The 14,956-nt window shown below is 61.5% G+C and carries 11 protein-coding genes; 6 read left to right on the forward strand and 5 right to left on the reverse strand.

The window, feature by feature from the left end; translation table 11 throughout:
- Nucleotides 1-97: 97 nt before the first annotated feature.
- Both ACPWR9_RS13200 and typA read right to left on the reverse strand, forming a co-directional pair.
- Nucleotides 98-1,219, reverse strand: a complete 1,122-nt coding sequence (locus ACPWR9_RS13200; protein WP_426298271.1) for an enoyl-CoA hydratase/isomerase family protein — start codon at nucleotides 1,217-1,219, stop codon at nucleotides 98-100.
- A 150-nt stretch (nucleotides 1,220-1,369) separates the two neighbouring features.
- A complete protein-coding gene (gene typA, locus ACPWR9_RS13205; protein ID WP_426298273.1) occupies nucleotides 1,370-3,193 on the reverse strand; it encodes a translational GTPase TypA in 1,824 nt (607 codons plus the stop codon).
- Nucleotides 3,194-3,466: 273 nt separating this feature from the next.
- Here typA and ACPWR9_RS13210 point away from each other — a divergent pair, with 273 nt between their 5' ends.
- The 6 genes from ACPWR9_RS13210 to ACPWR9_RS13235 all read left to right on the forward strand — a co-directional run bounded on the left by ACPWR9_RS13210 (nucleotide 3,467) and on the right by ACPWR9_RS13235 (nucleotide 9,910).
- Complete coding sequence (locus tag ACPWR9_RS13210) at nucleotides 3,467-4,000, forward strand: MarR family winged helix-turn-helix transcriptional regulator (RefSeq protein WP_426298275.1); 534 nt, start codon at nucleotides 3,467-3,469, stop codon at nucleotides 3,998-4,000.
- A 110-nt stretch (nucleotides 4,001-4,110) separates the two neighbouring features.
- Nucleotides 4,111-5,631: an efflux transporter outer membrane subunit gene (locus ACPWR9_RS13215; protein ID WP_426298277.1), complete on the forward strand. Its 1,521-nt coding sequence runs from the start codon at nucleotides 4,111-4,113 to the stop codon at nucleotides 5,629-5,631.
- A 91-nt stretch (nucleotides 5,632-5,722) separates the two neighbouring features.
- Nucleotides 5,723-6,958 (forward strand): HlyD family efflux transporter periplasmic adaptor subunit, encoded by a 1,236-nt coding sequence (locus ACPWR9_RS13220; RefSeq protein ID WP_426298279.1) that lies wholly within the window; start codon nucleotides 5,723-5,725, stop codon nucleotides 6,956-6,958.
- Between the two features lie 37 nt (nucleotides 6,959-6,995).
- A complete protein-coding gene (locus ACPWR9_RS13225; protein ID WP_426298281.1) occupies nucleotides 6,996-8,546 on the forward strand; it encodes a DHA2 family efflux MFS transporter permease subunit in 1,551 nt (516 codons plus the stop codon).
- A gap of 230 nt (nucleotides 8,547-8,776) precedes the next feature.
- Nucleotides 8,777-9,271 (forward strand): acyl-CoA thioesterase, encoded by a 495-nt coding sequence (locus ACPWR9_RS13230; RefSeq protein ID WP_426298283.1) that lies wholly within the window; start codon nucleotides 8,777-8,779, stop codon nucleotides 9,269-9,271.
- 426 nt (nucleotides 9,272-9,697) lie between these two features.
- Entirely contained in the window at nucleotides 9,698-9,910 is a 213-nt protein-coding gene (locus ACPWR9_RS13235) for a cold-shock protein (protein WP_426298285.1), read from the forward strand.
- Between the two features lie 324 nt (nucleotides 9,911-10,234).
- On the opposite strand, the gene truB is transcribed toward ACPWR9_RS13235, so the two are convergent.
- From truB to infB, 3 genes are all read right to left on the reverse strand, one after another.
- A complete protein-coding gene (gene truB / locus ACPWR9_RS13240; protein WP_426298287.1) occupies nucleotides 10,235-11,224 on the reverse strand; it encodes a tRNA pseudouridine(55) synthase TruB in 990 nt (329 codons plus the stop codon).
- 171 nt (nucleotides 11,225-11,395) lie between these two features.
- Nucleotides 11,396-11,842: a 30S ribosome-binding factor RbfA gene (gene rbfA / locus ACPWR9_RS13245; RefSeq protein ID WP_150678517.1), complete on the reverse strand. Its 447-nt coding sequence runs from the start codon at nucleotides 11,840-11,842 to the stop codon at nucleotides 11,396-11,398.
- Between the two features lie 83 nt (nucleotides 11,843-11,925).
- A complete protein-coding gene (gene infB / locus ACPWR9_RS13250) occupies nucleotides 11,926-14,898 on the reverse strand; it encodes a translation initiation factor IF-2 (protein ID WP_426298289.1) in 2,973 nt (990 codons plus the stop codon).
- Between the last annotated feature and the right edge of the window lie 58 nt (nucleotides 14,899-14,956).

The following is a 14,956-nucleotide window of genomic DNA, read 5'->3' on the forward strand; positions in this document are numbered from 1 at the left end:
GCAGAGCAAACGGTCGGCAGCGACAAGCGGCGTGAATGCATGCCGCCCGTCGGGCGCCTCATCATTCAGGCGCGCGACGTGTCGATGGCTTCGACGTTCACTCACCCAACATTGCTAACGGATGATCGGCGGCGCGACGTTCGCCATCGAAGAACCGTGCGACATCGGCCGATTTGACCGCCTCGATGTTGGCGTGCTGCCAGCGCGGCGCGTGATCCTTATCGATGACGAGTGCACGAATGCCCTCGACACCTTCGGCGCCGGTACGTCCGTCGAGATTAAAGACGCAGCGCATCATCAGCCATTCTTCGCGCAGGTCGTCGGCGAGCGACAGTTTGCGCGCACGTCGCACTTGCTCAAGCGTGACACACACCATCAGCGGTGAACGCTTGTTACGCAGCAGATCTTCCGTTTCCTGCGCCCAACCGGCGTATTCGCAGCGCGCTTCGCGTGCCAACGAATGCAGGATTGCCGGAACATCGCCATGACCGAAGTGCGTATCGATGACATCGCGCAGCGCTGCGAGTTTGCCTGCGGCAAGGCCCGCAGGCGGCGAGCTTTCGCGCACGAAATTGCGGGCAGCAGCGAGTACCGCATCGCTGTCCTGCCAATCGCCGGTGGCCAGCAATTCGCGTAACGCGGGCAGCGACGCACGCGGAATCACGCCATCGGCCAAGCCGATCTCACAGGCGTCGACAGCACCAAACACGGTGCCCGTCATCCCGAGATACTCGCCCAGGTGACCCGCGAGATTCGCGAGGAAGAAACCGCCGCCGACATCGGGGAATAGGCCGATGGCCGTCTCCGGCATCGCCATGCGCGTGGCTTCCGTGACGATGCGCAGGGCAGCGCCTTGCGAAATGCCCATTCCGCCGCCCATCACCACACCATCCATCAGCGCAATGTAAGGCTTCGGATACGTGGCAATCGTGTAGTTCAGCGCGTATTCGTCGGTGAAGAAATCCACGATGGCTGCCTTACGCACACCACCTTCACTCACGGCCTCGTAGAAATAGCGAATATCGCCACCCGCGCACAAGCCCTTCTCGCCTTCCCCCTGTAAGACAACACCTAGCACTTGCGGATCGTCGCGCCACGTCTGCAATGCACTTGCGATCGCACGAATCATGTCGTGCGAGAGCGCATTGAGCGCCTTCGGGCGAGCGAGGGTGATAAAGCCGATACGGCCACGAACTTCGGTGCGAACAAATTCGGTCATGTCTGGCAGATGGGTATTGAGTCAGAAGGTATTGAGTCGAACGGGAAGCACAATAAAAAAGCCGGCGCTAGGCACCGGCTTTCTTTCCAACAAACTGGCATCGTCATCGCGACCGGGAAGCCCAATCGCCTGCCGAGCCTATCGCCGGGCTTACGACGCTTCGCGCGAAGCGCGCTTGCGCTCATGCTCGATCAGGTGACGCTTGCGCAGGCGAATCGTCTGCGGCGTGACTTCGACCAGTTCGTCGTCGTCGATGAATTCCACGGCGTATTCGAGGCTCATCGCGATCGGCGGCACCAGGCGCACGGCTTCGTCGGTACCCGACGCACGCACGTTCGTGAGCTGCTTGCCCTTGATCGGGTTGACCACGAGGTCGTTATCGCGGCTGTGGATACCGATGATCATGCCTTCATACAGGGCATCACCCGGCTTCACGAACATGCGACCACGATCCTGCAGCTTCCACAGTGCGTAGGCCACAGCATCGCCGTTGTCCTGCGAGATCAGCACGCCGTTACGACGCTCACCCAGCGAACCATCCTTGACCGGTGCGTAAGCATCGAAGATGTGGCTCATCAGGCCCGTACCACGGGTCATCGACAGGAAGTCGCCCTGGAAGCCGATCAGGCCGCGAGCCGGAATGCGGTATTCAAGGCGCGTACGGCCACGACCGTCCGACACCATGTCCAGCATTTCGCCCTTGCGACGACCGATTTCTTCCATGACACCGCCCTGGTGTTCGTCTTCCAGGTCGATGGTCAGCATTTCGTACGGCTCGTGCTTCACGCCGTCGATTTCCTTGATCACCACGCGCGGACGCGACACGGCCAGTTCATAGCCCTCGCGACGCATGTTCTCGATCAGAATCGTCAGGTGCAGTTCGCCACGGCCCGACACTTCGAAGATCGAGTCGCTGTCGGTGTCCTTCACACGCAGCGCCACGTTGTGATTCAGTTCCTTGTCCAGACGGTCGCGGATCTGACGGCTCGTCACGAACTTGCCTTCACGGCCGGCGAGCGGCGACGTGTTCACGCAGAAGTTCATCGTGAGCGTCGGCTCGTCGACGGTCAGCAGCGGCAGCGCTTCGGGCGTATCCGCGTCGCAGATGGTCACGCCGATGCCCACGTCTTCAATACCGTTGATCAGCACGATGTCGCCGGCTTCGGCGCCTTCGTCCGACATCACGCGCTCCAGACCCTTGAAGGTCAGCACCTGATTGATCTTGCGCTTGAGAATTTCGCCGTTCGGGCCCGAGCGCATCACCACTTGCTGGCCCGGCTTGACGCGGCCACGCGTGATACGGCCAATACCGATACGGCCGACGAACGTCGAGTAGTCGAGCGAGCTGATTTGCAGTTGCAGCGGGGCTTCCGGGTCAGCGTCACGAACCGGCACGTGTTCGAGAATGGCGTCGAACAGCGGCTTCATCGTGCCTTCGCGCACATCCGAATCCAGGCTGGCAAAGCCGTTCAGGGCCGACGCGTAGACGACCGGGAAGTCGAGCTGTTCGTTGGTGGCGCCGAGCTTGTCCATCAGGTCGAACGTCTGGTCGATGACCCAATCCGGACGGGCGCCCGGGCGGTCGATCTTGTTGACCACGACGATCGGCTTCAGACCGAGGCCCAGGGCCTTGCGGGTCACGAAACGGGTTTGCGGCATCGGGCCTTCGACGGCGTCGACGACCAGCAAAACGCTGTCGACCATCGAAAGCACACGCTCCACTTCACCGCCGAAGTCCGCGTGTCCCGGGGTATCGACGATGTTGATGTGCGTGCCTTCGTATTCGACGGCGCAGTTTTTGGCGAGGATCGTGATGCCGCGCTCTTTTTCGATGTCGTTCGAGTCCATCACGCGTTCAGCGATTTGCTGGTTTTCGCGGAAGGTGCCCGACTGGCGCAGCAGTTGGTCGACGAGCGTGGTTTTGCCGTGGTCGACGTGCGCGATGATGGCGATATTACGGAGAGCGCGGGTCATGAAAGGTGCTCGAAAAAAGCCTTTGGAGAATCCGCGATTCTACCACTTGCGCATGTCGCACGTCATGGCATTTCTGCGATGCAACAACGGCTTGCAGCATTGACACGCCTTCGTCACGAATTTTCACCACCCATCGACCTTCCGTCGCGCACCAATTAGAAGCATCAATCTAATGGCACGTGAAATATTTGCCTAGTCAACTATTGCATTGCCTTGATTTTTATTAAGTGGACGCTATAATCGTGACAAGTCAATTATTGCAGCATCACGAAAATGGCCGAACCGCCCGCCACTATCTCCGATACGCAGCCCGATACGCCGCCGCCCGCGAACAGCGACGCGGTGAGCGTCGTCGGCCCTGCCGACCCGCCCCGCAACGGCTACAACATCGACGACTCTCTCGGATACTTAGTAGCGCGCGTGCGTCAACTGATCATGGCCGAGCTGACGAAGGAAACCTCGCAGTACGGGCTGACCAGCACGCAGGCCACCATGCTGTACAAGGTGGCCACGGGCAAAAGTAAGACGGCGGCCGATCTCGCGCGCGACTACTGTATAGATGCGAGCGCCGTGACCCGGCTGCTCGACCGGCTCGAAGCGCATGGTTTGCTCGTGCGCGAGCGCAGCAAGTCCGACCGTCGCACGGTGGACTTGAGTGCCACCGAGGCGGGCAACGCGATGGCCGACCGCATGCCGGACATTTTTGTGCGTGCCGCCGATCACCTGATGCTTGGCTTCTCCGTCGAAGAAGTGGGCTTTCTGAAGAGCCTCCTGCGGCGCGTCATTGCCAATGGAGAGAGCGGATAACCGCCGGAACCCCTCAAAAAAACCTTGCCATGTCCACTATTGCACGGACTCGCAAGTGCCCGATTCCCCGATTATTGTCAGTAGAAGACTTCACTCGTAAAGGTTTTGCGATGAAAGCGGCCTCACCGTTCCTCCCGCGCCAGCGGGCCCGCTCAGCTATCTCCGCCCTGTGTTTGGCGGCAGTGACGCTGGGATTTGCCGGATGCGCGAATTTCGCCGGTATTCATAGCGACAAGCAGATCACCACCCCCGACCAGTACCAGACCCAGCGCAGTCTGCCCGCCGAGGGCGGACAGTGGCCGGGCACTGACTGGGCCGCGCGTTTTGGCGATCCGCAGCTCGTCTCGCTCATTAACGAAGCCCTCGCGACCAACCCCGATCTGGCCGCCGCGGCTGCCCGTCTGAAGGCCGCGCAGGCTCAGACCGAAGGCGCCGCCGCTGCGTTGCTGCCATCGGTTGGCTTCTCGGGCGACATTTATCGCGAGAAATTCACCGAAAACACCATTTATCCGCCGGGCTACGGCGGTACTTGGTTTACGCAGGGCGACCTGACGGCGTCGTTGTCGTGGGAACTCGATCTGTGGGGCAAGAACCGTTCGGCACGTGAACAGGCGACCAATGCCGAGCGCGCCGAGGAAGCCGAAGATCAAGAAGTGCGTCTCGCGCTCTCGACCGCGGTAGCCCGCTCGTACAACCAGCTCGCGCAGCAATACGCCCTGCACGACGTGCTCGAGCGCATCGGCAAGCAGCGCCAGAACCTTGGCAAGCTCACGAACGATCGCGTTCGTGCCGGTCTCGACACGCAAGTCGAGCAGAAGCAGGCCGAGAGCAACACCGCCGACATCCAGACGCAACTCGCGCAGCTCGACGGTCAGATTCTCATCACGCGCCACCAACTGGGTGTGCTGCTTGGCAAGGGCCCGGATCGCGGGCTGGAAATCGAACGTCCGAAGCTTGCGCAACTGCCGACGCCTGCCCTGCCCGACAACCTGCCGCTAGCTCTCCTCGGCCGCCGTCCCGATGTGGTGTCGGCACGCTGGGGCGTCGAGTCGCAGTTGAAGGGCGTGGACGTTGCCAAAGCGCGCTTCTATCCGGACGTGAACCTCAATGCCGCGTTTGGCTTCTCGACCTTCGGGCTGGGCAAGCTGATCGATCCGTCGAGCCAGAACATTCAGGCTGGTCCGGTGATTTCGCTGCCGATTTTCGACGGTGGCCGTCTGCGCGCCAATCTCAAGGGTCAATACGCCGCGTACGAAAGCGCCGTGGCGAACTACGACTCCACGCTGAACAAGGCACTTGGCGACATCGCCGATCGCATGTCGTCGATCCGTTCTGCCGACAAGCAGATGGTGTCGCAGCGCGTGGCACAGGACGCCGCACAGCGTGCTTACGATCTGGCCATCGACCGTTACAAAGCGGGCCTTACGCCGCAGCTGACGGTGTTGACGGCAGAGTCGTCGCTGCTGGCACAAGAACAGACCCGCGTGAGCATCGAAGGCACGCGCCGCGACCAGCAGATTGGCCTGATCAAGGCGCTGGGCGGCGGTTTCGATGCACAGGCGGCCGGTCTTGTCGTTGGGCAGGAACGCCCGGCCAAGGCCGAGGGCGATGCACCGACGCAGACCCACTGACGCCGGCAAGACTGCCCGAAACAAAGCACGCACAAGACACACAAGACATCACGTCAAAAAAGCACATTGAGAGATTAGTACGGAGCGAATGATGAGCGAGAACCAACAACAAGCGCCTGCTGCACCGGCTCAGAGCAACGGCAAGCGCCGCCGCATGATGCTGACGCTGACGGCCGTGATTGCCATTGCGGCCATCGGCTACGGCGCCTACTACGCGCTTTACGCGCGTTATTACGAAGACACGGACGATGCGTACGTGGCGGGTAACGTGGTGCAGATCACGCCGCAGGTGGCCGGTACGGTCACGGGCGTGAAGGTCGACGACACGCAAATGGTCAAGGCGGGTCAGCCCCTGGTCACGCTCGACCAGACCGATGCTCGCGTGGCTTTGCTGAAGTCCGAAGCGAATCTGGCGCAGACCGTGCGTCAGGTCCGCACGTATTTCGTGAACAACGACGCCTACGCGGCGACCGTCTCGATGCGCGAGTCGGATCTGGCCAAGGCACAGGCCGACGTGAAGCGTCGCGAGATGGCGATCGGTTCGGGCGCCGTGTCGCGCGAAGAACTGGCGCACGCCCAAGATGCCGTGAAGTCGGCCCAAGCCGCGCTTGAACAAGCCCGTGCGCAATTGGTGTCGAACAAGGCGCTGACCGACAAGACCTCGGTCACCACGCATCCGAACGTGCAGCAAGCCGCAGCGCAAGTGCGTGCGGCTTATCTCGACTACGCACGTACGTCGATCCCCGCGCCGGTGGATGGTTTTGTGGCCAAGCGTTCGGTGCAAGTTGGCCAGCGTGTGGCGACGGGTGCGCCGTTGATGGCACTGGTGCCGCTCAACGAAGTCTGGGTCGATGCCAACTTCAAGGAAGTGCAGATTGCGCATATGCGCGTGGGTCAGCCGGTGACGCTCACGGCCGACGTCTACGGCTCGGCAGTCGAGTACAAGGGCACGGTTGCGGGCTTCTCGGCGGGTACGGGCAGCGCCTTCTCGCTGTTGCCGGCGCAGAACGCCACGGGTAACTGGATCAAGGTGGTGCAACGTCTGCCGGTGCGTATTGCGCTGGACGCGAAGCAGTTGCAAGACCATCCGCTGCGTGTTGGCCTGTCGATGCAAGTGAAGGTCAACGTGCGCAACACCGATGGCAAGGAGTTGGGTGAAGCGCCGACGTTGCCGGTGTATTCGACCGACGTGTACGACAAGGTCGGTCACGACGCCGACGACATCGTGGCAAAGATCATTACCGAGAACGCTGGCGCGGCGGCGGGTTCGGGCGCGGCCGGTGCCAACGACACGCGCAATCAACCCGCTCGCGCGCGTCCCCTGTAAATCGGAGGGGGGTGCCCCCCACCCCCTTTGACATCTCATGGCAACTCAAAACGCTCCTGGCCCCCTGTCGGGGGGCCAGCTGGTACTCGGCACCATCGCGCTGTCGCTCGCCACGTTCATGAACGTGCTCGACACGTCGATTGCCAATGTGTCCATCCCTGCCATTTCCGGCGACCTCGGTGTGTCGTCGAGTCAGGGCACGTGGGTGATTACGTCGTTCGCAGTCGCCAACGCCATTTCGGTGCCGTTGACGGGCTGGCTCACCGAGCGCTTCGGCGCGGTGCGTCTGTTCATCACCTCGATTCTGTTGTTCGTGCTGGCGTCGTGGCTGTGCGGTATGGCGCCGACGCTTGAAATTCTGCTCGCGGCACGTGTGTTGCAGGGCGCAGTGGCTGGCCCGATGATTCCGTTGTCGCAGTCGCTGCTGCTCTCGAGCTATCCACCGGCGAAGAGTTCGATGGCCCTTGCGTTATGGGGGATGACGACGCTCGTCGCCCCCGTGATGGGGCCGATTCTCGGTGGCTGGATCTCGGATAACTACCACTGGCCGTGGATTTTCTACATCAACATTCCGGTGGGTATCGCCGCTGCGTATGTGACGTGGATGATCTACAAGAAACGTGAAACGCCGACGCAGCGCAAGCCGATCGACAAGATTGGGCTGTCGTTGCTGGTGATCTGGGTCGGTTCGTTGCAGGTGATGCTCGATAAGGGCAAGGAACTGGATTGGTTCAACTCGGGCACGATTGTCGCGCTAGCGCTGGTGGCCTTGGTGGCGTTCTGCTTCTTCGTCATCTGGGAGATCACCGAGAAGCATCCGGTGGTGGACTTGACGCTGTTCAAGCGGGTCAACTTCACAGGCGGCGTGGTGGCGATTTCGGTCGGCTACGGCTTGTTCTTCGGGAACTTGGTGATTTTGCCGCAGTGGTTGCAAATCTATCTCGGCTATACGGCGACGGAAGCTGGGCTGGTGATGGCGCCGGTGGGGTTATTCGCGATCATCTTGTCGCCGATTATTGGCAAGACGCTGCCCAAGCTCGATGCTCGCTGGGTGGTGACGGTGTCGTTCCTGCTGTTCGCGCTGGTGTTCGTCATGCGTTCGCACTTCAACACGTTGGTGGATACGCGCACGCTGATGATTCCGACGTTCTTGCAGGGCGTGCCGATGTCGATGTTCTTCATCCCGCTCACGGCCATCATCTTGTCGGGGCTGCCGGCGCACCGTATTCCGGCGGCGGCGGGGTTGTCGAACTTCGTGCGAATTACGTGCGGCGCGGTCGGGACATCGATTGCGACCACGGTGTGGGATAACCGCATCACGCTGCACCATGCGCAGTTGACGGAGCATCTGACGCCGTACGACACGACGTTCAACGATTCAGTGCAGACGTTGAATCAGCTTGGCATGTCGACGCCGCAGGCCCACGGCTACATCGATCGCATCGTGACGCAGCAGTCGGCGATGCTCGGCGCGAACGACATCTTCTGGATCTCGGCGCTGCTGTTCGTGCTGATGATTGCGATGGTGTGGATCACGCGCCCGATTCGTGGCGGCGGCGGTGGCGATGCTGCGGCAGGGGCGCACTAACGGTCCCAGCGGGAAACCTTCTTCCCCCCGAGTGTCCGGCCCTGCTCTGTACTACCGGACACTTCTTTGAACCCCGCTGACGTTAGCGGGGTTTTTTTCCGTCTGACGAAAACGTGGCAGGCTGGCGCGCGTTTTTTGCATTCGCAGTATCATCGCTTTCTCAGTCGGCGCGAACGTCCTGAAATGGGCGACACCCGACGGGTCATTTCCCCAGCAAAATCCGCACAATCATGAATACGCCGCAAAACCAGAGCGACCGCTCCGAGATCACTTTCCGTTTCCTGGCCGAACCGGCTGCCGTTAATTTTGGCGGCAAGGTGCACGGGGGCTCGCTGATGAAATGGATTGACGAAGTGGCCTACGCTTGCGCTGCTACGTGGTCCGGCCGCTATTGCGTGACGGTTAGCGTCGGCAATATTCACTTCCACCGCCCGATTCTCGTCGGCAACCTCGTGGAACTGCGCGCGCGTATCGTCGCTACCGGGCGTACCAGTATGCATATCCATGTTTCGGTGCACGCCGGCGATCCGAAATGGGGTGAATTGCGCCAAACCACCGACTGTTTGATGGTCTTCGTCGCTGTCGACGAGAGCAATCACCCGGTTAGCGTGCCTTCTTTCGAGCCGAAGACGGATGAGCAGAAGGCGCTCGCTAAGTACGCAATGGACGTTAAGGCTGCGTTGGGCGCTATCGATGCCATGAAGCCTGAGAACGTTACGAGCTAATTCCCGCATCGCTCATTCCGGCGCCTGACCCTGGCAAACGCCTGCGGTCGGCCGCCGCGCCGTCACCCCGTTTTCGTCGCTCCACGAAATTCGCTTTGGAAAACGGGGTAACGGCCCGTCGGCTCGTCCCCCCCATCCGTCCGTCGCAACCCTCGTCATACCCGCTTCACCACCCTCCCCAACTCCCCCGTCCACGTCGACACCCCCTCCTCCAACGCCACCGGGACTCGCTAACCATCCCCCACGTGCTTCGCATCTGCTGGGGGACGGTCATCGAGTCCCCTGTCACCCCCGTAGTCGCTCTCTACGCCCGGTTTAGCCACGCTTGGTGGCTGCGGCACGCGCCCGCCTGTCAACCTTGACAGTTTCGAGACGCGGGGCGTGGTGCTTCAATCGCAATTGGGGCAATTGTCATAGGAGTGAGAAATGGCACAAGGCAAAGTCAAATATTTTGATGGCGGCAAGGGGTATGGCTTCATCACGCCGGACGATGGAAGTCAGGGCGTCTTTTTCCACTTTTCCGCGATTGTCAGCGAAGGGGAAAAATCACTCGCCGATAACACGCCCGTGGAATATCAAGTGTCGCGGACGCCAAAGGGCTTACAGGCGCAAATGGTTCGAGCACTAGGCCCATCCTGACCCCGGGGGCGTGGGGGCTCAGAGAATTGCCACTGAGATAACGAGGGTCACGGCGCCCGTCCCCAGCAGATGCGAAGCACGTGGGGATGGGTGACGGGGCACTCAGCGTTGGAGTCGGCGGTGTCGACGAGATGGAAAGTGGTGCGGGGGCAGGAGCGGTGGAGGTGGGGGGGTGGTGTCGACGGAGTGCGGGAGGATGACGAGCCGTCGGGACGACTCCCCGTTTTCCAAAGCGAATTTCGTGGAGCGACGAAAACGGGGAGTTGTTCCGGCGGCCGACCGCAGGCGATGGCGAGGGTCAGGCGCCGGAAGCAATGAAGCGCGTTATTGAGTCTTCAGCAGACGTTGTGGAGTAAGCAGCGCCTCGCTATCCAAACGAGCCACGCCGAGCAATCGAGCAGCGACTTCGCCGGAAGCTTCCGCATAGACCTTCACTTCGATGCCGCCGTCATGGGCCGATGCGCACGTGCGCAGCGTTTGCGGGCAACGGGCTTCATCGAGCCGCAACCGCTGACCGTGGCCGAAGCGTGTGGCGAGCGTATCGTCGAGCCACACGGTCGGCAGCGTCTTGAGCAGCGCGTCGACCGGTGCGAGCTTTTCCACGCGTTGGGGTTGGTCGATCGCGCTGAGGTCTTCCAGCGTTACTGCGCCGTCGAGCGTGAGCGGGCCAACCGCCGTGCGCCGCAGCGCACGCAAATGGGCACCACAGCCGAGCGCTTCACCGATATCTTCCGCCAGCGTACGCACGTACGTGCCTTTGCTGCACGTCACGCGGAACGTGAATTCCGGCGCATCAGGCAGCGAGCAATCCAGCAGTTCCAGCGAATGAATCGTGATATCACGCGCTTCGCGTTCCACCGTCTGCCCAGCACGCGCGTACTCGTACAGCGGTTTCCCGTCGCGTTTGAGCGCCGAATACATCGGCGGCACCTGCGAAATCGGCCCGGTGAATTGCGGCAGCACCGCGCGAATGGCGGCTTCATCGACCGTCACGTCACGCGTTTGCAGCACCTCGCCTTCCGCGTCGCCCGTCGTCGTCGTCTCGCCAAGGCGCACACGCGCCTCGTACGTCTTATCGGCTTCGAGCAGATCCTGTGAAAACTTGGTCGCCTCACCGAAACACAGTGGCAGCAAACCCGTCGCCAACGGATCAAGCGTGCCGGTGTGGCCAGCCTTCAACGCTTGCAGCAAACGCTTTGCCTTGATGAGTGCATCGTTAGAAGACAGGCCCAACGGCTTGTCCAATAGCAACACGCCATCCAGCGCGAATCGGGGAAGTTTTTGGCGGGGTGCCTGCGAACGCGGGTCCGTCATGGTGCGGGAGTGCTTGAGAGTGTCGTGGAGAGTCGTCCGCCTCGCTGCGCTTCGAGTGTCAGCAGGCACAGCGGACTAGCGGACATTGCGAGCATGGCGAACATAGCGAACGTTGGGCACCGCCGGACCGATTTGCAACGGTCCGGCGTGCAGCGTCGTTCGACCGGCCGCTTACTTGCGGTCGTCGTGCTTGTCTTGTTCGGCGTCGTCGCCGGCGTCGCTTTCATCGCTGCCACCTTCGGCGTCAGCTTCTTCCTTCGCGCGCGTGGCGTTCGCGGTATCGATGAGGCGCGACATTTCGATCGCACGTTCGATCGATTGGTCGAAATGGAAATGCAGCGTCGGCACCGTGTGAATGTGCAGCCGCTTAAACAGCATATTGCGCAGGAAACCGGCCGCTTCGTTGAGCGCTTCGCCCGTTTGCTTGGGGTCGCCCGTGAGCGTGGTGTAGTACACCTTCGCGTGTGCGTAATCGGGCGTGACTTCCACGCTTTGCAGCGTCACCAGACCGATACGCGGGTCTTTCACTTCACGCTGAATCAGCTCCGACAAGTCGCGCTGAATCTGATCGTTGATGCGCAGATTGCGACCGCCCGGAATGTTACGTTTCTTTGCCATGACTCACTCGCTAGTAATGCAATGGCCCACCCCACCGGTTTCCCGGCTTGGTGGGCCATTCCACATCCGTTGTACGTTGCGTATTACAGCGAACGCGCAACTTCCGTGATTTCGAACGCTTCCAGTTGGTCGCCTTCCTGGATGTCGTTGAAGTTCTTCACCGACAGACCGCACTCGAAGCCCTGCTTGACTTCCTTGACGTCGTCCTTGAAGCGCTTGAGCGAATCCAGCTCGCCCGTGAAGATGACCACGTTCTCGCGCAGCACTCGCACATGCGACGAGCGCTTGACGAAACCGTCGAGCACCATACAACCGGCAACCGTACCCACCTTCGGCACGCGGAACGTCTGGCGCACTTCGACCATACCGGTGATTTCTTCCTTCTTCTCCGGGGCCAACATGCCCGACATTGCCGCCTTCACCTCATCCACTGCGTCATAGATGATGTTGTAGTAACGAATGTCGATACCGTTCGATTCGGCCAGCTTGCGAGCCAGTGCATCGGCACGCGTGTTGAAGCCGATGATGACCGCCTTCGAAGCCGTCGCCAAGTTGACGTCGCTTTCGCTGATGCCACCCACCGCTGCGTGCACGATCTGCACACGCACTTCCGGCGTCGAGAGCTTGTTGAGCGACTGGGCCAAGGCTTCCTGCGAACCCTGCACGTCTGCCTTGATGATGAGGGGCAGCGTCTTGACTTCGCCTTCGGCCATTTGCTCGAACATGTTCTCGAGCTTCGCGGCTTGTTGCTTGGCCAGCTTCACATCGCGGAACTTGCCCTGACGGAACAAGGCGATTTCACGTGCCTTGCGCTCGTCCTGCACCACCAGCACTTCTTCACCAGCACCCGGCACTTCCGACAGACCCTGAATTTCCACAGGGATCGACGGACCGGCTTCCTTCGCGTTCTTACCCGTTTCGTCGAGCATGGCGCGCACGCGGCCATAAGCCTGACCAGCCAGCACCATGTCGCCACGCTTGAGCGTGCCCGACTGCACCAGGATCGTCGCGACCGGACCCTTACCCTTATCGAGCTTGGCTTCGATCACGATACCCTTCGCCGGTGCATCTTCCGGTGCCTTCAGTTCCAGCACTTCAGCCTGCAACAGCACGTTCTCGAGCAGATCGTCGATACCCGTACCCGTCTTGGCCGACACCGGCACGAACGGCGAATCGCCACCGTACTCTTCCGGCACCACACCCTCGGCCACGAGTTCCTGCTTCACGCGGTCGGCGTTAGCTTCCGGCTTATCGATCTTGTTGATCGCCACCACGATCGGCACACCGGCCGACTTCGCGTGAGCGATAGCTTCCTTCGTCTGCGGCATCACGCCGTCGTCGGCCGCCACCACCAGAATCACGATGTCCGTTGCCTGCGCACCGCGAGCACGCATGGCCGTGAAGGCCTCGTGACCCGGGGTGTCGAGGAACGTCACCGTACCGCGCGGCGTTTCAACGTGATACGCACCAATGTGCTGCGTAATACCACCGGCTTCGCCCGACGCCACCTTGGCGCGACGGATGTAGTCCAGCAGCGACGTCTTACCGTGGTCGACGTGACCCATCACCGTCACCACCGGCGGACGCGGCAGGGCTTCGGCAACCGAAGCTTCATTGCCCAGGTCCAGCAGCGTTTCCGGATCGTCCAGCTTCGCAGCGATCGCGCGGTGGCCAAGTTCTTCCACCACGATCATCGCCGTTTCCTGATCGAGCACCTGATTGATGGTCACCATCTGGCCCATCTTCATCATCAACTTGATGACTTCAGCAGCCTTGACCGACATCTTGTGCGCCAGATCGGCAACGCTAATCGTTTCCGGCACGTGCACGTCGCGCACGATCGGCTCGCTCGGCGCCTGGAACTGATTGTCCTGCGCATGACGGTCGCCACGACGGCCGCCACGGCCACCGCCACGCCAACCATCCGAACCACCGCTCGTGTCGCCGCGCGTCTTCATACCACCGCGCTTGTTGCGGTTGTCGGCATCCTTCTGCCATGCGCCCGGCTTCTTGTCCTTCTTGTCCGCATTGGCGGTCGTCGAAGGCGCTGCCGTCGTTGCCGGCTTCTTGTCTGCCGGCTTGGCCGACGTCGAACCTTCCGGCCGCGCAGGCTTGTGCAGCGTGCCCTTGGCTTCCGGCTTGGCCGCCACCGGTGCAGGCGCAGCCGCCGGTGCCGGCTCCGGTGCCTTCAGCACGCGGCGCGGTGCATTCATCATTTCGCGAATGGCGCGAGCTTCCGCTTCCGCTGCCGCACGACGCTTGCGAATCGCTTCCTCTTCGGCACGCGCCTTGTCAGCCGCAGCACTCGCCTTTTCGGCCGCCGCACGCGCTTCTTCGCTGGCCTTGCGGGCCTGCTCGCGCTCGGCGTCCGCTTTGGCGGTCGCAGCCTTCTCGGCTTGCTGAGCAGCTTCTTGCTTCGCCTGCTCGGCCTTTTCGGTCTCGGCTTGCGCAGCCTTGTCGGCTTCGACATCGACCTTAGCCTCTGCCTTCGCTTCCAACTTGGCTTGCGCTTCCGCCGCAGCCTTCGCAGCCGCAGCAGCACGCTCCGCTTCTTCGCGGGCACGACGCTCAGCCGCTTCCTTCTCTTCACGCTCGCGGCGCTCGGCCTCTTCGCGTTCGAGTTGTTCCTGGCGCAGCTTCAGCTCCGCAGCCTCGGCGGCAAGACGCTCCGCCTCACGGCGTGCGTCTTCCTCGCGCTGGCGCAACGCTTCGTCTTCGGCCGAAGCCGCAGCGTTCTCACCGCCTTCTGCGACGTCGTCGCGCTTGACGAAAGTACGCTTCTTGCGGACTTCAACTTGAATCGTCCGCGCCTTACCGGTCGCGTCGGCTTGCTTGATTTCCGAGGTCTGGCGACGCGTCAGAGTGATCTTCTTTTTGTCGCCGTCGCCAGCGCCGTGCGATCGGCGCAGGTGCTCCAGCAAACGGGCCTTGTCGGCTTCCGTTACCGAATCGTCGGCGCTGAGTTTGTCCACACCGGCGGCTTTGAGTTGCTCCAGCAACACGCCGGCCGGCATTTTCAGTTCTTCAGCAAATTGGGCTACGTTGATGCTCGCCATTCAAACCTCTTCAAGCAAGGCCACGCGCCTTGCGGTTAACTTCAAAGTTCACTGTTCC

Origin of the sequence: Pandoraea pneumonica, assembly GCF_049918595.1 — a bacterium.
Taxonomy (GTDB): domain Bacteria; phylum Pseudomonadota; class Gammaproteobacteria; order Burkholderiales; family Burkholderiaceae; genus Pandoraea; species Pandoraea pneumonica_A.

Excerpts from the sequence above, each read along its gene's own strand:
- ACPWR9_RS13200 (WP_426298271.1), bottom strand. The coding sequence starts at position 1,219 with ATGACCGAATTTGTTCGCACCGAAGTTCGTGGCCGTATCGGCTTTATC.
- typA (WP_426298273.1), bottom strand. The coding sequence starts at position 3,193 with ATGACCCGCGCTCTCCGTAATATCGCCATCATCGCGCACGTCGACCAC.
- ACPWR9_RS13210 (WP_426298275.1), top strand. The coding sequence starts at position 3,467 with ATGGCCGAACCGCCCGCCACTATCTCCGATACGCAGCCCGATACGCCG.
- ACPWR9_RS13215 (WP_426298277.1), top strand. The coding sequence starts at position 4,111 with ATGAAAGCGGCCTCACCGTTCCTCCCGCGCCAGCGGGCCCGCTCAGCT.
- ACPWR9_RS13220 (WP_426298279.1), top strand. The coding sequence starts at position 5,723 with ATGAGCGAGAACCAACAACAAGCGCCTGCTGCACCGGCTCAGAGCAAC.
- ACPWR9_RS13225 (WP_426298281.1), top strand. The coding sequence starts at position 6,996 with ATGGCAACTCAAAACGCTCCTGGCCCCCTGTCGGGGGGCCAGCTGGTA.
- ACPWR9_RS13230 (WP_426298283.1), top strand. The coding sequence starts at position 8,777 with ATGAATACGCCGCAAAACCAGAGCGACCGCTCCGAGATCACTTTCCGT.
- ACPWR9_RS13235 (WP_426298285.1), top strand. The coding sequence starts at position 9,698 with ATGGCACAAGGCAAAGTCAAATATTTTGATGGCGGCAAGGGGTATGGC.
- truB (WP_426298287.1), bottom strand. The coding sequence starts at position 11,224 with ATGACGGACCCGCGTTCGCAGGCACCCCGCCAAAAACTTCCCCGATTC.
- rbfA (WP_150678517.1), bottom strand. The coding sequence starts at position 11,842 with ATGGCAAAGAAACGTAACATTCCGGGCGGTCGCAATCTGCGCATCAAC.
- infB (WP_426298289.1), bottom strand. The coding sequence starts at position 14,898 with ATGGCGAGCATCAACGTAGCCCAATTTGCTGAAGAACTGAAAATGCCG.